The 22,411-nt window shown below is 67.4% G+C and carries 17 protein-coding genes; 10 read left to right on the top strand and 7 right to left on the bottom strand.

Annotated elements, in window-relative coordinates; all coding sequences use genetic code 11:
• Positions 1-33: 33 nt before the first annotated feature.
• Positions 34-2,775: a transglycosylase domain-containing protein gene (locus ABT025_RS00970; RefSeq protein ID WP_350988359.1), complete on the bottom strand. Its 2,742-nt coding sequence runs from the start codon at positions 2,773-2,775 to the stop codon at positions 34-36.
• Positions 2,776-3,177: 402 nt separating this feature from the next.
• Here ABT025_RS00970 and ABT025_RS00975 point away from each other — a divergent pair, with 402 nt between their 5' ends.
• From ABT025_RS00975 to ABT025_RS00985, 3 genes are all read left to right on the top strand, one after another.
• Positions 3,178-3,882: a PadR family transcriptional regulator gene (locus tag ABT025_RS00975; protein WP_350988361.1), complete on the top strand. Its 705-nt coding sequence runs from the start codon at positions 3,178-3,180 to the stop codon at positions 3,880-3,882.
• A 62-nt stretch (positions 3,883-3,944) separates the two neighbouring features.
• Positions 3,945-5,027, top strand: a complete 1,083-nt coding sequence (locus ABT025_RS00980) for an inositol-3-phosphate synthase (protein WP_350988365.1) — start codon at positions 3,945-3,947, stop codon at positions 5,025-5,027.
• 123 nt (positions 5,028-5,150) lie between these two features.
• Positions 5,151-6,428: an MFS transporter gene (locus ABT025_RS00985; protein ID WP_350988367.1), complete on the top strand. Its 1,278-nt coding sequence runs from the start codon at positions 5,151-5,153 to the stop codon at positions 6,426-6,428.
• A gap of 86 nt (positions 6,429-6,514) precedes the next feature.
• Here the strand turns inward: ABT025_RS00985 and ABT025_RS00990 are convergent, their stop codons facing one another.
• Positions 6,515-7,957 (bottom strand): CCA tRNA nucleotidyltransferase, encoded by a 1,443-nt coding sequence (locus ABT025_RS00990; protein WP_350988369.1) that lies wholly within the window; start codon positions 7,955-7,957, stop codon positions 6,515-6,517.
• A 180-nt stretch (positions 7,958-8,137) separates the two neighbouring features.
• Between ABT025_RS00990 and ABT025_RS00995 the strand changes: the two genes are divergently transcribed.
• The 7 genes from ABT025_RS00995 to trxA all read left to right on the top strand — a co-directional run bounded on the left by ABT025_RS00995 (position 8,138) and on the right by trxA (position 17,617).
• Positions 8,138-10,435, top strand: coding sequence for a DUF6049 family protein (locus tag ABT025_RS00995; RefSeq protein WP_350988491.1), 2,298 nt, complete (start codon positions 8,138-8,140; stop codon positions 10,433-10,435).
• A gap of 49 nt (positions 10,436-10,484) precedes the next feature.
• A complete protein-coding gene (murJ, locus tag ABT025_RS01000) occupies positions 10,485-12,650 on the top strand; it encodes a murein biosynthesis integral membrane protein MurJ (RefSeq protein ID WP_350988371.1) in 2,166 nt (721 codons plus the stop codon).
• A gap of 128 nt (positions 12,651-12,778) precedes the next feature.
• A complete protein-coding gene (locus ABT025_RS01005; RefSeq protein WP_350988373.1) occupies positions 12,779-14,473 on the top strand; it encodes a protein kinase family protein in 1,695 nt (564 codons plus the stop codon).
• Between the two features lie 25 nt (positions 14,474-14,498).
• The gene (gene sigM, locus ABT025_RS01010) at positions 14,499-15,203 is read left to right on the top strand and encodes an RNA polymerase sigma factor SigM (RefSeq protein ID WP_350988375.1); all 705 of its coding nucleotides are present in this window, start codon (positions 14,499-14,501) and stop codon (positions 15,201-15,203) included.
• Positions 15,200-16,150, top strand: a complete 951-nt coding sequence (locus tag ABT025_RS01015) for an anti-sigma factor family protein (RefSeq protein ID WP_350988377.1) — start codon at positions 15,200-15,202, stop codon at positions 16,148-16,150. Before sigM ends, ABT025_RS01015 begins: the two co-directional genes overlap by 4 nt.
• Before the next feature lie 133 nt (positions 16,151-16,283).
• The gene (gene trxB, locus ABT025_RS01020; protein WP_350988379.1) at positions 16,284-17,246 is read left to right on the top strand and encodes a thioredoxin-disulfide reductase; all 963 of its coding nucleotides are present in this window, start codon (positions 16,284-16,286) and stop codon (positions 17,244-17,246) included.
• Between the two features lie 41 nt (positions 17,247-17,287).
• Positions 17,288-17,617 carry a thioredoxin gene (trxA, locus tag ABT025_RS01025; protein WP_266780398.1) on the top strand — a complete coding sequence of 110 codons (330 nt, stop codon included), beginning with the start codon at positions 17,288-17,290 and terminating at the stop codon, positions 17,615-17,617.
• A gap of 114 nt (positions 17,618-17,731) precedes the next feature.
• Here trxA and ABT025_RS01030 read toward each other — a convergent pair whose 3' ends face one another.
• The 5 genes from ABT025_RS01030 to ABT025_RS01050 all read right to left on the bottom strand — a co-directional run bounded on the left by ABT025_RS01030 (position 17,732) and on the right by ABT025_RS01050 (position 22,410).
• Entirely contained in the window at positions 17,732-18,349 is a 618-nt protein-coding gene (locus tag ABT025_RS01030) for a GNAT family N-acetyltransferase (protein WP_350988381.1), read from the bottom strand.
• Between the two features lie 230 nt (positions 18,350-18,579).
• Entirely contained in the window at positions 18,580-19,710 is a 1,131-nt protein-coding gene (locus ABT025_RS01035) for a ParB/RepB/Spo0J family partition protein (protein ID WP_350988383.1), read from the bottom strand.
• Complete coding sequence (locus ABT025_RS01040; protein ID WP_326740680.1) at positions 19,707-20,783, bottom strand: ParA family protein; 1,077 nt, start codon at positions 20,781-20,783, stop codon at positions 19,707-19,709. The genes ABT025_RS01035 and ABT025_RS01040 overlap by 4 nt, the downstream gene beginning before the upstream one ends.
• Before the next feature lie 292 nt (positions 20,784-21,075).
• Positions 21,076-21,816, bottom strand: a complete 741-nt coding sequence (rsmG, locus tag ABT025_RS01045) for a 16S rRNA (guanine(527)-N(7))-methyltransferase RsmG (RefSeq protein ID WP_148019655.1) — start codon at positions 21,814-21,816, stop codon at positions 21,076-21,078.
• An 84-nt stretch (positions 21,817-21,900) separates the two neighbouring features.
• Positions 21,901-22,410, bottom strand: coding sequence for a Jag family protein (locus ABT025_RS01050; RefSeq protein WP_350988385.1), 510 nt, complete (start codon positions 22,408-22,410; stop codon positions 21,901-21,903).
• Between the last annotated feature and the right edge of the window lies 1 nt (position 22,411).

Consider the following 22,411-nt stretch of genomic DNA (forward strand, 5'->3'; position numbering starts at 1 on the left):
TCCGGCGGAGTGGGACGAGCTGTCCGGCGGGCGCTACCCGCCCAGTCCACCGAAGGCGTTGCCGTTCCCGTTCCCGTTGCCGTTGCCACCTGTGTCGGGTGAGGGACTGACGCCTCCGTCCGTGGCACCATCCGTGGTTCCTGTGGTGGTCCCGGCGTCCGTTCCGCTCGTGGTGCCGTCGGTCGTTCCCGTGTCGGTACCTCCGTCGGTCCAACCGGTGGAGTTGCCGCCGTTGTTGTTCTGGCAGGTCACGTCCCACGTGCTGCAGGTCTCGCTCGGGTCGGGCGTCGGAACGTCAGGTGTGCTCGGCGACGGTTCGACGGTCTCCGACTTGGTGGGCGTCGGGGTCGGCGTCGGGGTGGGGGTCGGGGTGGGACTCTTCGCGCCACCGCCGTAGACCGTGTCACCGATCGGTTCCGGCTTCGGGAAGGAGACCTTTTCCTGGCCCTCCATCGCCTCGGCCATGTAGTCGTGCCAGATCCGGGCGGGGAACGAGGCGCCGTGGATGGTCCTCTCGCCACCGGTGCCGTACATCTTCTCGAACGCACGGTTCTCGTGACTGTCGTCGTCGTCCATCCGGTACATGCTGATCGCGGTCGACAACTGCGGCGTGTAGCCCACGAACCAGGCGGACAGGTTGTCGTCCGTCGTACCCGTCTTACCGGCGACGTCCCGTCCGGGAAGCCTGGCCGGCGTACCGGTTCCCTTCTCGACGACGTTCTTGAGTACGTCCGTCACGTTGTCGGCGATGACGTTGTCGAAGGCGCTCTTGGCCACCACCTTGTGCTGGTAGGCCACCTCGCCGCGCTTCTTCACCTCGGTCACCGAGAAGGGCTCACGCTGCTGGCCACTGGCCGCGAACGTGGCGTACGCGCTCGCCATGCTGGTCGCGCCGGGCGATGAGGTACCGATGGAGAACGACGGGACGTTCGCGTTGGCCATGTACTTGTCGTCCTTCAGGCCGGCCGCCATGGCCGCTGCCTTCACCTTGTCGGTGCCGACGTCCATGCCCAGCTGTACGTACGGCGAGTTGGCCGACACCCGCATCGCCTCACGAAGGGTGATGTTGCCCTTCGACTCGTGGCCGTCGTTGGCCTGGAGCCACTCCTTGCCGTTCTCGTCGGTCCAGATCTCGCCGTTGTACTTCTTGATCTTCAGCTTGTCGTCACCGTTGTAGATGCTCTTCGGCGAGACCTTCGTACGCTCCGACTCACCCTGTTCCGTGCCTCCGGAGGGGTCCCGCTTGCCGTACTCCATCGCGGCAGCCAGCACGAACGGCTTGAAGGTGGAGCCGACCGCTGCGCCGGTGGGATCGGCGTTGCTGGTGTAGTGCTTCGTCGCGTCCTCACCGCCGTAGATGGCCTCGATGGCGCCGGTCTTCGGATCGACCGAGGAGCCGCCGAACTGGACGTGGGTGTCCGTCTTCGGGCGCTTCTTGGGGTCGATCTTCTCGTCGTAGACCTTCTTGACCGCCTTGCTGAGCTGGGCGACCTTCTTCTCGTCGAAGGTCGTGTGGATCTCGTAGCCGCCCTGGGCCAGCTTCTCGCGGGTGATGTCCTTGTCGTTCTCGACGATGTAGGTGTTGGCCGTGTTGACGAGGTAGCCGATCTGCCCACCCAGCTGGGCGTTCTTCTTCGGCTTGTCGGGCATCGGGAACTTCGTGTACTTGGCGCGCTCCGACTGCTCCATCCGGCCGTCCTTCACCTCCTCGTCGAGGATCCAGCTCCAGCGCTTCTCGGCCCGGGCCCTGTTCTTCTCCGCGGTCGCCTCCACCGAGTCGATCTCCGGGGCACCTGCGGGGTCGTAGTAGCTCGCGCCCTTGAGCAGGGTGGCCAGGAAGGCGCACTGGCTCGGGTTCAGGTCCTTGGCGTCCTTGCCGTAGTACGTACGCGCCGCCGCCTGGATACCCGAGGCACCTCGTCCGTAGTACGAGACGTTGAGGTACCCGGCCATGATTTCCTTCTTGTCCATCTCGCTGCCGACCTTCAGCGTGATGAAGAGTTCCTGGAACTTACGGCTCAGGCTCTGTTCCTGCGACAGCTGCGCGTTCTTCACGTACTGCTGGGTGATCGTCGAGCCACCCTGCGTCTGGCCGCCCTTGGCCATGTTGAACACGGCTCGGGCGATACCCATCGGGTCGATGCCGTGGTCGGTGTCGAAGGTCTTGTTCTCGGCGGAGATGACGGCGTTGCGCATCGCTTCCGGAATCTGGGCGTAGTCGATGATCTGGCGGTTGATCTCACCGCCGGTGGCCACCATCTGCGAGCCGTCTTTCCAGAAGTAGACGTTGTTCTCCGCCTTCGCGGCCGCCTGGACCTGGGGCTTGGCGACCATCGCGTACGCGAGGCCCGCGAGTCCCATCAGAAGGCCGAGAAAACCGATACAGAGGCCGGAGACGAGCTTCCACGACGGCATCCAGCGCCGCAGGCCCTGCCTGCCGAAGCGTGGGTAGTCGATGAAGCGCTTCTTGGCCGGGCGCTGGCTGCCGCGCCCACGGCCGCGGCCGGGGCCTTCCTGGCCGCCGTCCCCGCCTCCGCGACGCCGGCCACCGCCGCCGTCGGAACCACCACGGCCACCGCCGCCCCGCTGGGCGGCCCGTCTGGCCGCGGCACGCCCGCCGTACGGACTCTCCTCGACATCAGAGCCGGAAGGTGACTCGGAAGTGACTCCGCGTGACGGCGCTGCGCGTCGTCCGGAGGACTGCTGGGCGGCTCGTCTGGCCGCGGCACGCCCGCCACCTTGCGGTTGCGGCATCTTGCGACGGTGCTCGCTCATCGAACGACTACTCCTCGGGCAGGCGAGAGCGCCTGGAAGCGGCAGTTGAGATCCGGTCCCCCCGAATTACGGACAAGCCCTGCGAGAGGCTCATCCGCAGTGCATCCGGCCAGTCCGCGAAGACTGACGCGCTCGGACGTCACACGGTTCCCGGTGGTCTGCATCCAGCACAGACTACGCACGGTCAAAACCCTCCCGAGGCCTAACTTCACCCCAAATTACGCAAGTCGGTTGCTACGAATTAGCGATGTGACGCCGCTCACTAAGGTTCCCCTTGTCGCAGCCCGGAGTCCGATCTATCGTGCTGATGTATCGAGTCGATACATCAGCTCGGTACATCGACTCGGTACATCGGCTCCGCACAGGGCCACGCGAGAGCACTCGGAGAAGGAGGAGGCGAGGTTGAGCAGACGCTCAGGCATCCTCGAGTTCGCCGTCCTCGGACTGCTCCGCGAGTCCCCGATGCACGGCTATGAGCTGCGCAAGCGCCTCAACACCTCGTTGGGGATCTTCCGTGCCTTCAGCTACGGAACCCTCTACCCCTGCCTCAAGACTCTGGTCGCCACCGGCTGGTTGATCGAGGAGCCGGGAAATGTTCCGGCAGACCTTCCGCCCGGCGCCGGCCGCGCGGTCGCACCCGCTTCTTCACTGGCAGGGCGCCGCGCCAAGATCGTCTACCGGCTGACGGCAGAAGGTAAGGAGCACTTCGAGGAACTGCTCTCGCACACCGGCCCCGACTCCTGGGAGGACGAGCACTTCGCTGCTCGTTTCGCCTTCTTCGGGCAGACGGAGCACGACGTGCGAATGCGGGTGCTGGAAGGCCGTCGCAGCCGGCTGGAGGAGCGTCTCGAGAAGATGAGCGCCTCTCTGGCCCGCACCCGCGAGCGCCTCGACGACTACACACTTGAGCTGCAGCGACACGGCATGGAGTCCGTGGAGCGCGAAGTGCGCTGGCTGAACGAGCTCATCGAGAGCGAGCGGTCGGGACGGGATCATCGACGATCCTCGCCCGAGGGCTCAGCTCAGCAGGACACCGCAGGAGAGCCGGACGGCCTGCCCCGGCGGGGTAACAACCCGCCGGATCCGTCCGGCGACACCGCCAAGTGAGTTCCCCGCAGATCCGCGGGGCCCTCATCAGGAACATCCATTACACACAGGGAGCAACCGGAATGGGTTCGGTTCGCGTAGCCATCGTCGGCGTGGGCAACTGCGCCGCCTCGCTGGTCCAGGGCGTCGAGTTCTACAAGGACGCCGATCCGGCCGGCAAGGTGCCCGGCCTGATGCACGTCCAGTTCGGCGAGTACCACGTGCGGGACGTCGAGTTCGTCGCCGCCTTCGACGTCGACGCGAAGAAGGTCGGCCTCGACCTCTCGGACGCCATCGGCGCCAGCGAGAACAACACCATCAAGCTCTGCGACGTGCCGAACGCCGGCGTCACCGTCCAGCGCGGCCACACCCACGACGGCCTGGGCAAGTACTACCGCGAGACCATCGAGGAGTCGACCGAGGCCCCGGTCGACATCGTCCAGATCCTCAAGGACCGCAAGGTCGACGTGCTGGTCTGCTACCTGCCCGTCGGTTCCGAGGTCGCTGCGAAGTTCTACGCGCAGTGCGCCATCGACGCCAAGGTCGCGTTCGTCAACGCTCTCCCGGTCTTCATCGCCGGCACCAAGGAGTGGGCGGACAAGTTCACCGAGGCCGGTGTCCCGATCGTCGGCGACGACATCAAGTCGCAGGTCGGCGCCACCATCACACACCGCGTGATGGCGAAGCTGTTCGAGGACCGGGGCGTCGTCCTGGACCGCACGATGCAGCTGAACGTCGGCGGCAACATGGACTTCAAGAACATGCTCGAGCGTGAGCGCCTGGAGTCCAAGAAGATCTCCAAGACGCAGGCCGTCACCTCGCAGATCCGTGACCGCGATCTCGGTGCGGACAACGTCCACATCGGCCCGTCGGACTACGTGGCCTGGCTGGACGACCGCAAGTGGGCGTACGTGCGCCTCGAGGGCCGCGCCTTCGGTGACGTTCCGCTGAACCTGGAGTACAAGCTCGAGGTCTGGGACTCCCCGAACTCGGCCGGTGTCATCATCGACGCCGTCCGCGCTGCGAAGATCGCCAAGGACCGCGGCATCGGCGGCCCGATCCTCTCCGCGTCCTCGTACTTCATGAAGTCCCCGCCGGTTCAGTACTTCGACGACGAGGCGCGCGAGAACGTCGAGAAGTTCATCCGTGGCGAGGTCTCCAACTGACCCACCGGAAACGGTGCGTCGGCGCGGCATGGTGAGGAGCGGCAACGCTTCCTGACTCCCGCACCGTTGAGGGTCCCCGGGCAATCCGCCCGGGGACCCTCAACGTATGTGACCCTTGCTTCCATGCCCGTCGTGCGTGACCTGCGCATACTCCTGCGCCTTCGGAACTTCCGCCGTCTGCTGGCCGTGCGGATCCTGTCCCAGGCGGCCGACGGTGTCTATCAGGTGGCCCTCGCGGCTCACGTCGTCTTCTCCCCGGAGAAGCAGGCGTCCGCCGGCGCGATCGCCTCCGCCATGGCGGTACTCCTGCTGCCCTACTCACTCATCGGCCCGTTCGCCGGTGTGCTGCTGGACCGCTGGCCGCGCAGGCAGGTCTTCCTCTACGGCAATCTGCTGCGCGCCGCGCTCGCCTGCTGCACCGCGCTCCTGATCCTCGGCTCCGCCCCCGACTGGCTCTTCTATGCCTCGGCCCTCTGCGTCACGGCGGTCAACCGTTTCGTCCTGGCCGGCCTCTCCGCCGCGCTGCCACGCGTTGTCGACCGAGATCTGCTGGTGATGGCCAACTCGCTGTCACCGACCGCGGGCACCCTGGCCGCCACCGCGGGCGGCGGTCTCGCCTTCGCCGTGCGGCTGCTCCTCGCCGACTCCGATGCCGCGGTGGTACTCCTGGGCGCCGGGCTCTACCTCGCCTCGGCGCTGGCGTCTCTGAGTCTTGCTTCGGGCCTGCTGGGGCCGGACAGGAGTGGGATCCACCTTCGCCTGCGGACGGCTCTCGCTAGCACCGCACGCGGACTCGGCCACGGACTGCGCCATCTCGCGGAGCGCCGGAATGCCGCCCGGGCACTGGCCGCCATGACGGTGCTCCGCTTCTGCTACGGGGCACTGACGGTCATGGTCCTGATGCTGTGCCGGTACGCCTGGGCCGACAACGACTCCGACGGGCTGGCCCTCCTGGGCCTCGCAGTCGGGGCGTCCGGCGCAGGCTTCTTCACGGCGGCCGTACTGACTCCCTGGACCGCGGGACGACTGGGCAGGTTCCGCTGGATGACGGTGTGCGCTGCGGCCGCCGCTGTCCTGGAGCCGGCGCTCGGCCTCTGGTTCAGGCCCGTCCCGATGCTCATCGCCGCGTTCGTCCTCGGCCTTGTCACTCAGGGAGCGAAGATCGCGACGGACACGGTGGTGCAGACGACCGTGGACGACTCGTTCCGCGGCAGGATCTTTTCGCTCTATGACGTGTTGTTCAACGTGGCCTTCGTGGGCGCTGCCGGGGCCTCCGCGCTACTCCTGCCTGCTGATGGAAGATCGGCAGCAGTAGTGATCGGAGTGGGTGCGCTGTACGCCCTGGCGGCCGCGATGTTGTTCCGGTGGAGCAGGGACGACTGGCGGCGCTGTTTCACGTGAAACAGCGCCGCCAGCACATCTACCATGGGGCATGTTTCACGTGAAACATGCCCTGCGGCCTCCGGGACGGAGTGGCCTTCACGGCCTCAGCTCTGCGCTTCCCACCACTTCTTGAGCTCCGCCACGGCCGCGTCATGCTCCATCGGCCCGTTCTCCAGACGCAGTTCAAGCAGGAACGCATACGCCTTGCCGATGACCGGCCCCGGTCCGACGCCCAGAATCTCCATGATCTCGTTCCCGTCAAGGTCCGGCCGGATCGAGTCCAGCTCTTCCTGGTCCTGCAACTGGGCAATGCGCTCCTCCAGCCCGTCGTAGGTCCGAGAGAGAGCACTGGCCTTGCGCTTGTTCCGCGTGGTGCAGTCCGAGCGGGTCAGCTTGTGGAGTCGGCCCAGCAGAGGCCCTGCATCACGCACATAGCGACGCACCGCCGAGTCGGTCCACTCCCCGTCGCCGTATCCGTGAAAGCGCAGATGCAGCTCCACCAGCTTCGCGACGTCCTTGACCATGTCGTTGGAGTACTTGAGGTCGGTCATTCGCTTCTTGACCATCTTGGCGCCCACCACCTCGTGGTGATGGAACGAGACCCGTCCGTCCTTCTCGAAGCGGCGGGTCCTCGGCTTGCCGATGTCATGGAGAAGAGCAGCGAGGCGAAGAACGAGGTCCGGGCCGTCCCCTTCCAGACCGATCGCCTGCTCAAGAACGGTCAGGGAGTGCTCGTACACATCCTTGTGACGGTGATGCTCGTCACTTTCCAGCCGGAGCGCGGGGAGCTCCGGCAGGACCTGATCGGCCAGTCCCGTGTCGACGAGGAGCGCCAGCCCCTTACGGGGATGCGACGAGAGCAGGAGCTTATTGAGCTCCTCCCTGACCCTCTCGGCGGAGACGATCTCGATCCGGCCCGCCATCTCCGTCATCGCGGCGACGACGTCGGGAGCAACCTCGAAGTCCAGCTGTGCGGCGAAACGCGCGGCGCGCAGCATGCGCAGAGGGTCGTCGGAGAAGGAGTCCTCAGGCGTTCCGGGGGTACGCAACACCCGGTCCGCCAGGTCCGCGAGGCCGCCGTGCGGATCGACGAACTCCTTCTGCGGCAGCGCGACCGCCATCGCGTTCACCGTGAAATCACGGCGGACAAGGTCCTCCTCGATGGAGTCGCCGTAGGAAACCTCCGGCTTTCGCGAGGTCCTGTCGTACGCCTCGGACCGGTATGTGGTGACTTCGATCTGGTAACCGTCCTTCTGAGCACCCACCGTGCCGAAGGCGATCCCGACCTCCCACACCGAGTCCGCCCAGGGCCTCACGATCTTCAGGACGTCCTCGGGACGTGCTTCGGTCGTGAAGTCCAGGTCGTTCCCCAGCCGGCCGAGGAGCGCGTCCCGGACCGAGCCGCCGACCAGGGCAAGACTGAATCCGGCATCCTGGAATCGGCGGGCGAGATCGTCGGCGACCGGGGACACCCGCAGCAGTTCGCTGACTGCGCGGAGCTGCACCTGGGTCAGGGCGCTGGAGTTCTCTTCATTGGCGTTCGGCACAACAGAAAAGGGTACGTGCCCGGACCGGTCCGGGCGTCATGGTTTCCGTTCGCCCTGTGAGACTGTCCCGTCCATGTGACGCACACCCTGGCACGTGGCCGCGGCGCAGATCGTTACCATGCGGGGACGCAGCAACGGACAACGATGACAGCAGCTGACGACGACGAGGGACGGGTACGCGTGGCCGAGGCGGCAGACAACCAGGGGATGAGTCCCTCTCCTGCCCGCCGGTGGCTGCGGCGCACAGCCGCCGCGCTCGCCGGGGCCCCGCTCGTCGCCGCTCTGCTGGCCGGGGTGGCCGCCCCGCAGGCACAGGCCGGCGGGACGAGCAAGGCTCCAACGGGATCCAGCACTGTCTCGGTTTCCCTGGACACGCTGACGCCGAGCGCCCCTGTGAAAGGGGACACGCTCACCGTCTCCGGCACCCTGGTCAACAAGGGCAAGGAAACCATCACCGATGCGCAGGTCGATCTGCGTGTCGGTCCGCAGCTCTACGGCAGGACTTCGATCGACGCGGCCGCTCAGCGCACCGGCTTCGTCCCGGGGACGGATCCTTATCCGCTCGGGGGCAAGTACACGGTCAAGATCGCCAAGCTCGCTTCGGGTATCAGCCAGGACTTCACCCTGTCCGTGCCTGTCAACAAGCTGGAGCTCGGCGACGAGGGGGTCTATCAACTGGGCGTCTCGTTGTCCGGCCGGACGGCCGGCGCTCAGTACGACCACGTGCTCGGCATCAAGCGGACGTTCCTGCCCTGGCAGGACAAGGACAGCGACTCCAAGACCTCGATCAGCTACCTCTGGCCGCTGATCGCGTCGGCGCATCTCACCGCGGAGACCGGCTCCGACGAACAGCAGACCCCGGTGTTCGCCGATGACGACCTGGCCGCCGAGATCGCACCGGGCGGCCGGCTCGAACGGATGGTGTCGCTCGGCAGCCAGCTGCCCGTGACCTGGGTTATCGACCCGGACCTGCTTTCCAGTGTCGACGCCATGACCAAGAGCTACCGCGTCAAGTCGGGTGACACGACGGTCGCCGGTACGAACCAGTCCGTGGCCAAGAAGTGGCTCAGTTCACTGGAAGCGGCGGTGTCCGACGGCAAGGTGGTCGCTCTGCCCTTCGGAGACCCTGATCTGGCTTCCATCGCTCACCGCGGCAAGAACGTGTCAGGCACGCTCAGCCACCTCCAGACGGCCAGCGAGGTCGCCGGGGTGACCGTGGAGACCATCCTCCACCTGAAGCCGTCGACCGACTTCGCCTGGCCCGTCGACGGGGCCATCGACCCGTCCATCGTGGATGTCGCCACCTCGGCCGGTGCCCACAACGTGATCGCCCGCAGCGACAGCCTCCAGGAGACCGCCGGCCTGTCGTACACACCGACTGCTGCCCGTCCCATCGGTGGTGGCACGACCGCCGTGGTCTCCGACGCCCGGCTCTCCACCGCCTTCCAGGGCGATATGTCGAAGGCCGGGAACTCCACACTCGCCGTGCAGAAGTTCCTCGCCCTCACCCTCGCCCTGTCCGAACAGGACACGGACAAGGACCGAAGCGTCGTCGTGGCGCCCCAGCGCATGCCGACGATCGCACAGGCCCAGACGATGGCCCGCGCCCTTCACGCCCTCGACGACGAGCGGTGGACGCAGTCCCAGACCCTGATCCAGGCAGCAGCGGCGAAGCCCGACGCGGAGGCGACCACCACGGTCCCCCCGACGTCCCAGTACCCGAAGAAGCTGCGCAGCCAGGAGCTGCCCACCCAGGCCTTCCAGGACATCAAGTCCACCCAGGCCTCCCTCGACGACTTCCAGGTCATCCTCACCCAGCCCGAGCGGGTGGTGACCCCCTTCGGCAACGCGATCAACCGGTCCATGTCGACGTCGTGGCGAGGCAAGCCCCTGGAGGCCCAGCAGTACCGGGACTCGGTGCGTACCTATCTCCAGGGCCTCATCAACGAGGTGCAGCTCATCTCGAAGTCGGATGTCACCCTGTCCGGCCGCAGCGCCACGATTCCCGTGACGGTGCAGAACAGACTGCTCCAGGACGTCGAGCACCTGGTGCTCAGGCTGAAGTCGGAGAACGCGACCCGCCTTGAGCTGAACGACGGCGGCGCCGTCGCGGAGCAGCCGATCCAGATCGGCGCCGGCCACAGCCAGTCCGTGAAGTTCGACGCCGCGGCGAACATCAACGGTCAGGTACAGATGACCGCGCAGCTCTACACGGAGGACGGCAGGCCGTACGGCGCGGAGATGGCGTTCACCGTGAAGGTGTCCGAGCTCACCCCGACCGTGCTGCTCGTGATCGCCGGCGGACTTCTGCTCCTGGTTCTCGCCGGCATCCGGATGTATGCACATCGCAAGCGTGCCAACGCGGGCGGCGCGGCGGGCGACGGCGGCAGTGAACCCGAGCAGCCGAGTGACCCGACGCCGGACACCGGTCCCGAAAGCACGAAGCCGCCGGGCACGGGTGAGAAAGTGGACCGTTGAGCGATGTCTGTCGTGGCCGGTCGGCCGGGGACGATGAGGTGGGGTTTCGATGAACGCGCCGTACGACGGTGACCGCGGTCAGGGTACGGGCGGAGCTGGGTCTTCGGGCGGGCCGCCTGTGCCGCCCGGGCCGGAGCAGATGCCTCCGCCTCCCGACCCCTACCTGCAGGCGGCCTACGACTACGACCCGTACCGGTCCCAGGATCTCTCCGCCCAGGACCCGGTGAGCGAGGCGCTGTACGACCGCGCCGCGCACCCGCCGCCGCCCCCCGGCTACTACCAGCAGCCGCAGCCGCTCTACCAGCAGCCGCCGGCCGCCCAGTACGCACCCGACCCCCGGATCTGGGCGCAGACCCCGCCCCCCGAGCCGGACGGCCCGTCGCGCCACCTGCCGTACGGGGACGACGCCGCGACCACCCAGTTCGTGGGCGTGGACGATCTCGTCACCCAGGCGTCGACGAACCGCGAGGAGCCGGACGCGTTCGCCCACCTCTTCCGGGATCAGGAGGGTCCGGCCGGGTCCCCCGCCCCGGACCGGCCCGAGCCGGCCCCCGTTCCCACCCCCCAGCCGCCGAAGTCCGGCGGTGGCCGGGCGTCCGGTCTGCTGAAGTCCAGCGCAGTCATGGCTGCCGGAACCCTCGTCTCACGGCTCACCGGTTTCGTGCGCAGCCTGGTGATCACCGCCGCGCTCGGTGCCGCCCTCCTCGGCGACAGCTTCACCATCGCGTACACGCTGCCGACGATGATCTACATCCTCACCGTGGGCGGCGGTCTCAACTCGGTCTTCGTCCCCCAGCTCGTCCGCTCGATGAAGGACGACGAGGACGGCGGCGAGGCCTACGCGAACCGGCTGCTGACCCTCGTGATGGTCGCGCTCGGGCTGATCGTCGCCCTCGCGGTCTTCGCCGCGCCCTTCCTCATCCGGCTGATGTCGTCGACGATCTCCAACGACCCCGCGGCCAACAACGTGGCCACCACCTTCGCCAGGTACTGCCTGCCCACCATCTTCTTCATGGGTGTGCACGTCGTCATGGGCCAGATCCTCAACGCCCGCGGGAAGTTCGGCGCGATGATGTGGACCCCGGTCCTCAACAACATCGTCATGATCTTCACGTTCGGCCTCTTCATCTGGGTCTACGGCACCTCGCACGAGTCCCACATGGGCGTCGCGACGATCCCGCCGGAAGGCGTCCGGCTGCTGGGCATCGGCACCCTGCTCGGCCTTGTCGTCCAGGCCCTGGCCATGATCCCGTATCTGCGCGAGGCCGGATTCCGCTTCCGCCCGCGCTTCGACTGGAAGGGCCACGGGCTCGGCAAGACGGTCAAGCTGGCCAAGTGGACCGTGCTGTTCGTCTTCGCCAACCAGGCCGGCGTGCTGGTCGTCACCCAGCTCGCGACCTCCGCCGGCAAGGCGTCCGGCCAGAACGGGGCGGGCTTCCTCGCCTACTCCAACGCACAGCTGATCTGGGGCATGCCTCAGGCGATCATCACCGTCTCGGTCATGGCTGCCCTGCTGCCCCGTATCTCCCGTGCCGCCCATGACAACGACCCGGGCGCGGTCCGCGACGACATCTCGCAGGGCCTGCGGAACTCGGCAGTGGCCATCGTGCCGGTCGCCTTCGCGTTCCTCGCCCTGGGCGTACCGATGTGCACCCTGCTCTACGCCTCCAGCGGCCCCGAGGCCGCCCGCTCCATGGGCTTCATCCTGATGGCCTTCGGCCTCGGTCTGATCCCCTACTCCGTCCAGTACGTGGTGCTGCGAGGGTTCTACGCGTACGAGGACACCCGCACGCCCTTCTACAACACCGTCATCGTCGCTCTGGTCAACGCGGCTGCATCGGCCATCTGCTACGTGGTGCTGCCTGCCCAGTGGGCCGTGGTCGGCATGGCCGCCTCGTACGGGCTCGCCTACGCGGTAGGAGTCGGTATCGCCTGGCGGCGGCTGCGCAACCGGCTGGGCGGCGATCTGGACGGCGCCCACGTGCTCCGCACCTACGCCCGGCTGTGCCTTGCTGCAATCCCTGCGGCAGTGGTCGGCGGCGGAGTGGGCTTCGCTGTCCTCCAGGGGCTGGGCGACGGCGCCGGAGGCTCTCTCATCGCGCTGGTCTGCGGTGGGGTCGTGCTGCTGGGAGTCTTCTTCGTCGCGGCGAAGCGCATGCGGATCGAAGAGATCAACGGCATGGTCGGCATGGTCCGGGGACGGCTCGGCCGCTGAGGATCATCGGCCCGCACAACCATCGCCGGTCTCTGCGTGTCGTGCATAGCGCTGGAGTGTGGGCACAATTGGCGTGACTGTGCGGGGCTGGCTGGCATCGCCCAACGGATGGGGAGGCAGGAACGACGGTGGCGGAACGTAGCACGGCTGCTGTCGACGTGGCCGACAACAGTGGCGACAAGCCACTGGCCGCGAAGGCGGACGAGGCCACGAGCGACGGTGCGGCAGAAGCTCAGGATTCAACGGGCACAGGCACTCAGGACGCGGAGAGTGAGCCGGGCGGCTCCGAAGCCGCTGTGCCGACCCCTGATCTGCACAGCGGTCACAAGCTTGCCGGGCGCTACCGGCTCGAGGAGTGCGTCACCCGTCTGGACGGGTTCAGCAGTTGGCGTGCCGTCGACGAGAAACTGCGCCGCGCGGTGGGCGTACACCTCCTGCCCGCTGACCATCCCCGGGCCCGCTCCGTGCTGGCCGCGGCCCGTTCCTCCGCACTGCTCGGCGACCCCCGCTTCGTGCAGGTCCTCGACGCCGTGGAGGAGAACGATCTCGTCTACGTCGTCCACGAGTGGCTTCCCGACGCCACCGAGCTGACCGCCCTCTTGGGCGCGGGGCCGATGGACGCCCACGACGCGTACCAGCTCGTCAGTCAGATCTCCCAGGCCATGGCGGCCGCACATCGTGAGGGCCTGGCCCATCTGAGGCTCACGCCCGGAGCGGTGCTGCGCAGTTCGTCGGGCCAGTACCGCATTCGCGGCCTCGCCGTGAACGCCGCGTTGCGTGGGATCACCTCCGAGGGACCGCAGCGCGCCGACACCGAGGCGATCGGTGCCCTTCTGTACGCCGCGCTGACCCAGCGCTGGCCGTACGAGAGCGATGCCTACGGGCTCACCGGGCTGCCCAAGGGCGTGGGGCTGATCGCACCCGACCAGGTCCGGGCCGGGGTCCACCGCGGTCTCTCCGAGATCGCCATGCGCGCCCTCGCCAACGACGGAGCCACGGCCTCCCGCCAGGAACAGCCGTGCACCACCCCGGATGAGCTCGCCAAGGCCGTCGCGGCGATGCCGCGCATCCGCCCGCCCGAGCCCACGTTCACCGCACCGCCCGAGTACCAGCGGACCACGTACCAGCAGGGCACCTACGGGCGCCCGGCCGGGCCGGGGGCCGGGGTCACCCAGCCGGCACTCGTCGTGCCTCCAGCGCCGCTCCAGAGCCGCACCGGGAAGGCTCTCAAGTGGGCGGTGTCCGCGCTGCTCATCGCCGCGCTGGGTCTCGGCAGCTGGCAGCTCGCGGAGACGCTCCTGGACCGCGACAACAGCTCGGACGACCCGGGGACCACCCAGACCAATCCGGAGAACGGCGACCACAAGCCGGTCGTGGAGAGCAAGCCGGTCCCCATCGTCGAGGCCCGGGACTACGACCCGCTCGGCGACGGGTCCGAGAAGCCTCAGAGCATAAAGAATCTCTACGACGGGGACGCGACGACCTACTGGAACACCGACGGCTACTTCACCGCCGACTTCGGCAAGCTGAAGGAGGGCGTCGGGGTCGTGCTCGACCTGGGCAAGGTGCAGCAGGTCAGCACGGTGGACGTGACCTTCCTGGGAGGCAACACGTCGGTCGAGTTGCGGACCACCACCAGTTCCGAGGTGCCGAGTAGGCCCACCGACTTCAGCAAGGTCGCTCACGGTTCTGGAACGAAGGTGGCACTCAAGCCTGGCGAACCCGTCCAGGCACGGTACCTTCTGGTCTGGCTCACCGAGCTGCCACAGAGCGACACAGGGAACTTCCGGGGCAAGATCTCAGACATCAAGGTCACAAGCTGACGGCACCAAGGGAGGGGGCTCACCGTTGGACGACACCAGTTTCGCCGACACGTCCGACCAGGATCTTCTGGCCAGTCACGTAGCCGGTGAACCGGACGCCTTCGGTGAGCTCGTACGACGTCATCGCGACCGGCTGTGGGCCGTGGCGCTGCGGACCCTGGGGGACCGCGAGGAAGCGGCCGATGCCGTGCAGGATGCCCTGGTCTCCGCCTTCCGCGCCGCCCATACCTTCCGCGGCCAGTCCGCCGTCACCACCTGGCTGCACCGCATCACGGTCAACGCCTGCCTCGACCGGGTCCGCAAAGCCTCTTCCAGGAAGACCGCACCGGTCGACGACCCCGAGCGGTTCGACCAGCTCCTGGAGCCGCATGAGTCCGCCGAGGCGCCCGCAGAACGTCAGGACCTCCACCGTGAGCTGCTCGCGGCTCTGGCCACCCTGCCCGCCGAGCAGCGCGCCGCCCTGGTCCTCGTCGATATGCAGGGATACCCGGTGGCGGAGGCAGCCCGCATCCTTGAAGTGCCGGTCGGCACCGTGAAGAGCCGTTGCGCACGGGGACGCGCCAGGCTGGCCCCTCAGCTCAATCACCTCCGCAGCGGGAACGACGGCGGTGCCGGGCCGCGGACGGAAGGGAACCGGACGCCGAGAGCATCCGTCCCACCGGCGGCGGGACCAAGAGATGCAGACACGAGCGATCCAGCGGCAGCGAAGGGCGGAGGTGGACGCGCATGACACCGACGACCGATACGACCCGGCACCCGGACGTCTCGGAGATCTCCGACCTCACCGAGGGACTGCTCTCCCCCTCCGACGCGGCTGACGTCCAGCGCCATGTGGCCGACTGTTCGCTCTGCAGCGACGTCCACACCTCTCTGGAGGAGATCCGTAGTCTGCTCGGCACTCTGCCCGCCCCGGAGCCCATGCCGTCCGACATCGCGGATCGCATCGGGGCCGCGCTCGCCCAGGAGGCCCGCTCCGCCCGCGAGGTACCGGAGGCAGCCGATGTTTCACGTGAAACCACATCCGCTGCGGCTTCCACGGAGCCGGCAGACCGCCCCGCCGGACACTCACGTGCTGCGACAGGACCCGGCCGTCGCCCTGTGCGGCGCCGCCGCCGCACAGCCGTGCTGGGTGCCGCTCTCGGAGCTGCTGTGGTCGGCGTGAGCATTTTCCTGTTGCAGAACGTCCAGCTCTCCCAGAACAAGTCCGACAGCAGCGCGATGGACCGCGGAGCTGCTCTGTCCAAGTCCGCCTCGGACACCTTCTCGCCGTCCACCCTGGAAGAGCGGGTGCAGGGCCTTCTGGGCTCCCGTACCGAGGCCGCCAGCCCCCAGGCTTCCAGCGGTAAGGAACAGGACCCGTCCGCGGACACCAAGTCCTCGCCCGAATCGCAGCCCTCCGCGGATTCCGCATCGCCTCAATCCCCGTCACCCCAGAACCCGCTCCGCGCCCCCACCGTGGCCGTCCCGTCCTGTGTCGAGCAGGGCATCGGGCGGACCACCCCCGCCCTTGCCCTGCAGCGAGGCACCTACGAAGGCACCGCCGCCTACCTCGTGGTCCTTCCTCATCCCACGGACACCAGCAAGGTGCAGGCCTACGTCGTCGACGCGGCCTGTGTCAGTGCCGAGCCCGCGGCCAAGGGGAAGCTCCTGCTGACGCACGCCTACGCGCGCCCCTGAGAATCCCGCCGGATGCCGCCCCGGCACGTCGGGAATGCATCCCCCGTAGGATCCGTTGGGTGGGGTGAGAGTCGTTGAACCGACCCCAGTAGGCGTGGACAGTAGGCAGTCTGCAGAGACGAGGAAGAAACCCGTGAGCGACGTGCGTAATGTGATCATCATCGGCTCCGGCCCGGCGGGCTACACAGCCGCCCTGTACACCGCGCGCGCCTCGCTGAAGCCGCTGGTGTTCGAGGGCGCCGTCACCGCCGGTGGCGCGTTGATGAACACCACTGACGTGGAGAACTTCCCCGGTTTCCAGGACGGGATCATGGGCCCGGAGCTCATGGACAACATGCGCGCCCAGGCCGAGCGCTTCGGTGCCGAGCTCGTTCCGGACGACGTGGTCTCCGTGGACCTCACTGGTGACATCAAGACCGTCACCGACACCGCCGGCACGGTTCACCGCGCCAAGGCCGTCATCGTCACCACCGGCTCTCAGCACCGCAAGCTGGGCCTGCCCAACGAGGACGCCCTCTCCGGACGTGGCGTCTCCTGGTGTGCGACCTGCGACGGGTTCTTCTTCAAGGACCAGGACATCGCCGTGGTCGGCGGCGGCGACACCGCGATGGAAGAGGCCACGTTCCTCTCCCGTTTCGCCAAGTCGGTCACCATCGTCCATCGCCGCGACTCCCTGCGCGCCTCCAAGGCCATGCAGGACCGCGCGTTCGCCGACCCGAAGATCAAGTTCGCCTGGGACAGCGAGGTCGCCGGTGTGCAGGGCGAGCAGAAGCTCTCCGGTCTGACGCTGCGCAACACCAAGACCGGTGAGACGTCCGAGCTCCCCGTGACCGGCCTGTTCATCGCCGTGGGCCACGACCCGCGCACCGAGCTCTTCAAGGGTCAGCTCGACCTCGACGACGAGGGCTACCTGAAGGTCGCCGCCCCTTCGACGCGCACCAACCTCACCGGTGTCTTCGGTGCCGGCGACGTAGTCGACCACACCTACCGGCAGGCCATCACCGCTGCCGGCACCGGATGCTCCGCCGCTCTCGACGCCGAGCGCTTCCTGGCCGCGCTCGCCGACGAAGAGAAGGCTGCTGCAGCCACCGTCTGATCCACGCCTCAACCCACACCCGCGAAGTTAAGGAGGCCGCCGTGGCCGGCGCCCTGAAGAACGTAACCGACGACTCGTTCGACGAGGTCGTCCTGAAGAGCGACAAGCCCGTGCTGGTGGACTTCTGGGCTGCCTGGTGCGGCCCGTGCCGTCAGATCGCCCCCTCCTTGGAGGCCATCGCGGCCGAGCACGGCGAGATCGAGATCGTCAAGCTCAACATCGACGAGAACCCGGCCACCGCTGCGAAGTACGGCGTCATGTCCATCCCGACGCTGAACGTCTACCAGGGTGGCGAGGTCGCCAAGACCATCGTCGGAGCCAAGCCGAAGGCCGCGATCCTTCGTGACCTCGAAGGCTTCATCAGCGAATAGGACGTGACAGCGGTCCCGCTGTTTCACGTGAAACATGAAGCGTGAGAAGTGAATCGCGAAACGGGCTCATCCCTTGAGGGGTGAGCCCGTTTCGCGTTTCCGGCTGTACACCGCTCACAACGGCCGGAGCACCGGTTCCTTCTGCACGGCCCCCAGCAATCGGTCCAGTGCCATCTCGACGTCTTCCTTCCACGAAAGCGTCGTACGCAGCTCCAGCCTCAGCCGCGGGTGCACCGGATGGGGCCGGACGGTCTTGAATCCCACCGCCAGCAAGTGATCCGCCGGCAGAAGACAGGCCGGTTCCGTCCATCGGGCGTCGCCAAAGGCCTCGATCGCCTTGAATCCTCGACGGAGCAGGTCCTTGGCAACCGTCTGCACCATCACCCGGCCCAGTCCCTGCCTCTGGTAACCGGGGAGGATCAGGGCAGTCATCAGCTGAACCGCGTCGGGGGAGACAGGACTCGTCGGAAACGCCGTCGCTCGCGGGACGTAGGCGGGCGGGGCGTAGAGCACGAAGCCGACCGGCACGTCATCGACGTAGACCACACGGCCACACGATCCCCACTCCAGCAGAACCGCTGAGATCCAGGCTTCCTTCTCCTGCTCCGCTCTACCGTCCTTGACCGCGGCGTCACCACGCACCGGATCGAGCTCCCAGAACACACACGAACGGCAGCGCTGGGGGAGATCAGACAGGTTGTCCAGCGTGAGCGGTACGAGCCGACGCCCCATGAAGGTCGTTCCTCACTTCCCTCATCCGCCGCACCACGCGACGGCCGGTCCGATCCGTTCACGGAGGTGGATCAATTTGGATGTGCTCTACCAGAACGCATCGTATCGACCGGGGGATCAAGCCGACACCGTGAGAAAGCAAAGGGCGGCCCGCCTTCCGCGGGAAAGCAAAAGGCGGGCTGTCCCCCGTCACCCACCGGAAGGCAGCCCGCCACTCACCGCTCCGAACGTCAGCCCTTGTCGCCCTCAGCCGTCTCCTCAGAGGCAGCCGCCTCCTCCGAGGGAGCCGACTCGTCCGAAGAGTCACGGTCCAGAACGCGGCCCTCGCCCGGCGCGAGACTGCCGAGAATGCGGTCCAGATCCTCCATCGACGCGAACTCGACGACGATCTTTCCCTTCTTCTGCCCGAGGTCGACCTTCACCCTGGTCTCGAACCGGTCGGACAGCCGGGACGCCAGGTCGGTAAGCGCCGGCGACAGCCGGCCGCCGGCCCGGGGCCCCTTGGGCTTTGCGGTGCTCGTGGGCCGGGAGCTCATGAGCGTCACGATCTCCTCGACCGCACGCACCGACAGCCCCTCGGCCACAATGCGATGGGCCAGCTTGTCCTGCTCCTCGGAGTCGTTCACCGAGAGCAGCGCCCGCGCATGTCCCGCCGACAGCACCCCGGCCGCGACCCTGCGCTGAACCCGCGGCGACAGCCGCAGCAGGCGCAAGGTGTTGGACACCTGCGGCCGCGAACGCCCGATCCGGTCGGCCAGCTGGTCATGGGTGCACTTGAAGTCCTTGAGCAGCTGGTCGTACGCAGCCGCTTCCTCCAAGGGGTTCAGCTGAGCCCGGTGAAGGTTCTCCAGGAGCGCGTCCAGGAGCAACTTCTCGTCGTCCGTCGCTCGGACGATCGCCGGGATCTGCGTCAGACCGGCCTTACGGCAGGCCCTCCACCGCCGCTCACCCATGATGAGCTCAAAGCGGCCGGGCCCTGTCTTCCGTGCAACGACGGGCTGGAGAAGACCGACCTCCTTGATGGAGGTGACCAACTCGGCAAGCGCGTCCTCGTCGAATTCCTCACGGGGCTGACGCGGGTTCGGTGTGATCGAGTCAATGGGCAGCTCGGCGAAGTACGCCCCAGCCACCTCTGCCGGACCCTCGGTCCCGTCCGACACCGAGACAGGTGCGCTCGGCTCCGGCACCACAGGGCCGCCCGAGGTCACCTTCGCAACAGCCACGCCCCGCTCGGACGTCAGTACCGGCCTGGTCCCGGGCTGGGACGCGCCCATCCCGGCGGGCGGCATCTGCTTCTCCTGCGGAGCGGCGGGGATCAGGGCACCGAGCCCTCGCCCCAAACCTCTACGACGCTCGCTCACTGGATCCCCTCCGAAGAATTCTGCTGGCTGTTCCGACTGCCCGTGTGGGCATGCTGGGCCTCGTACTGGACCCCGGCCCCGCGCAGCGCGATCTCACGGGCTGCTTCGAGGTAGGAAAGAGACCCGCTCGAACCCGGGTCATAGGTCAGTACGGTCTGCCCGTAGCTCGGCGCCTCGGAGATGCGCACCGAGCGAGGAATGCTGGTCCGCAGCACCTCCTTACCGAAGTGGCTGCGCACCTCCTCCGCCACCTGCGACGCGAGCCTGGTCCGGCCGTCATACATGGTGAGCAGGATCGTCGACACATGAAGATCGGGGTTGAGATGCCCCCGCACCAGGTCGACGTTGCGCAGCAACTGCCCCAGTCCTTCCAGCGCGTAGTACTCGCACTGAATGGGGATCAGCACCTCTGCGCCGGCCACCAAGGCGTTGACCGTCAGCAGGCCGAGCGAGGGCGGGCAGTCGATCAGGATGTAGTCGAGCGGCTGCTCGTACGCCTGGATCGCCCGCTGCAGTCGACTCTCCCGCGCCACCAGCGACACCAGTTCGATCTCCGCACCGGCGAGATCGATGGTGGCCGGGGCGCAGAAGAGACCTTCGACATCCGGGACGGGCTGAACCACGTCGGAGAGTGGTTTGCTCTCCACCAGGACGTCATAGATCGAGGGAACTTCGGCATGGTGGTCGATACCCAGAGCCGTAGAGGCGTTCCCCTGTGGGTCAAGGTCGACCACCAGGACACGTGCACCATGAAGTGCAAGTGACGCGGCAAGGTTGACCGTCGAGGTGGTCTTACCCACCCCGCCCTTCTGGTTGGCCACCACCATGACCCGTGTCTGGTCAGGCCGCGGCAGGCCCTCGCCGGCACGGCCGAGGGCCTCCACCGCCAGCTGGGCCGCACGACCGATGGGTGTGTCATCCATCGGCGGCGGTGTTTCACGTGAAACACCGTCCCCCGCCGATTCGGTTCGGGGACCGGGGACCGGATCGGTCATCGGTCCCGCGATGTTGGCGTCGGACCGCAAGGATTCACTCTCCTCGACTTCAGGCTCGCAATGAGCAGAGCCTGCCATGGTTTCGGGGTCGTGAACCAGCGAGGCCCGCTCTTCTGTGGATGAATCCACTTCTGTGGACAACTCCGTAGCCCTAACGGGCCTGCGATGGCGAGGGGCGGCAGCCGCACGACCGCGGCCGATGATTCCATGCAGCAGAGAGCGACGTTTCACGTGAAACACGATGCCCCTGCAGCGTAGCTACAGGGGCACGACACTCCGCGCGGGGTACGCACAGCTCTTTGACTGACACATGACCGAGATCGGGATCAAACGGTAGGTAACAGTCAGATGCTCAGCGTAATCACGCTACTCAGCGACGACGACGTGTCCGGCTGACCCTCGCGGCCTTGGCTCGCTTTGCGGCGAACCTCACACCACCCGGGCTCTCGCCCACCACCACGCGCACCACGGTGGACATCGGATCGACGACGCCTTCGCCCACGTGGAGCACTTCGGTCTCCACGACCCCGAGCTTGCTGAGGGCCGCTCGCGCGCCGTTGATCTCCTCCTCGGCGGTATCACCCTTGAGTGCCAGCATCTCCCCGTACGGGCGGAGCAGGGGCACTCCCCAGCCCGCCAGGCGATCCAGCGGAGCCACCGCCCGAGCCGTGACCACATGCACCGGCTGAAGCGTGCCCAGGACCTCCTCGGCCCGGCCACGGACGACCGTCACATGGTCCAGTCCCAGAAGCTCGACAACCTCCTGGAGGAAGTTCGTCCGCCGCAGCAACGGCTCAAGCAGGGTGATCTTCAGATCCGGGCGCACCAGCGCCAGCGGGATGCCCGGTAGGCCCGCACCCGAACCCACGTCGCAGACCGTGACACCCTCGGGAACGACCTCGGAGAGCACCGCACAGTTCAGCAGATGCCTTTCCCACAGGCGCGGGACCTCACGCGGACCGATCAGCCCTCGCTTGACCCCGGCATCGGCCAGCAGTTCTGCGTACCGGACGGCCTCGGGAAAGCACTCGCCGAACACCTCCCGGGCCTCGTCGGGCGCCTGGGGAAGCGCTACTTCCTCCGTCACGGGAACCGTCCTTCCATACCGCATCACCGCACCATGGGTGGCTGACTATCAGGCTGACAAAGATCGGCCCCGCCTGCGAACAGACGGGGCCGACAGGAGAAGGTCCGGTCAGGCCGGAAGGACGACGACGAAGCGCTGCGGCTCCTCGCCCTCCGATTCGCTGCGCAGTCCTGCGGCCGCAACCGCGTCGTGCACAACCTTGCGCTCGAACGGTGTCATCGGGTCCAGCTTCACCGGCTCACCGGTGCTCTTGACCTCGTCCGCGGCCTTGGCACCCAGCTCGGCAAGCTCCGTGCGCTTCTTGGCCCGGAACCCGCCGATGTCCAGCATCAGACGGCTCCGGTCGCCGGTCTCCCGGTGCACGGCCAGCCGCGTCAGCTCCTGAAGTGCCTCCAGCACCTCACCGTCGCGGCCCACGAGCTTCTGCAGTTCACGTGCCGACTCGCTGATGATCGAGACCGCGGCCCGGTCCGCCTCGACGTCCATGTCGATGTCACCGTCCAGGTCGGCGATGTCGAGCAGGCCTTCGAGGTAGTCCGCTGCGATCTCCCCTTCCTGCTCGAGACGGGTCAAGGTGTCGCTGCCCTCAGCGGCCGTGGAGGTGGTGCCTTCCGTCACG

Origin of the sequence: Streptomyces sp. NPDC002809, from assembly GCF_040295435.1 — a bacterium.
Lineage (GTDB): Bacteria > Actinomycetota > Actinomycetes > Streptomycetales > Streptomycetaceae > Streptomyces.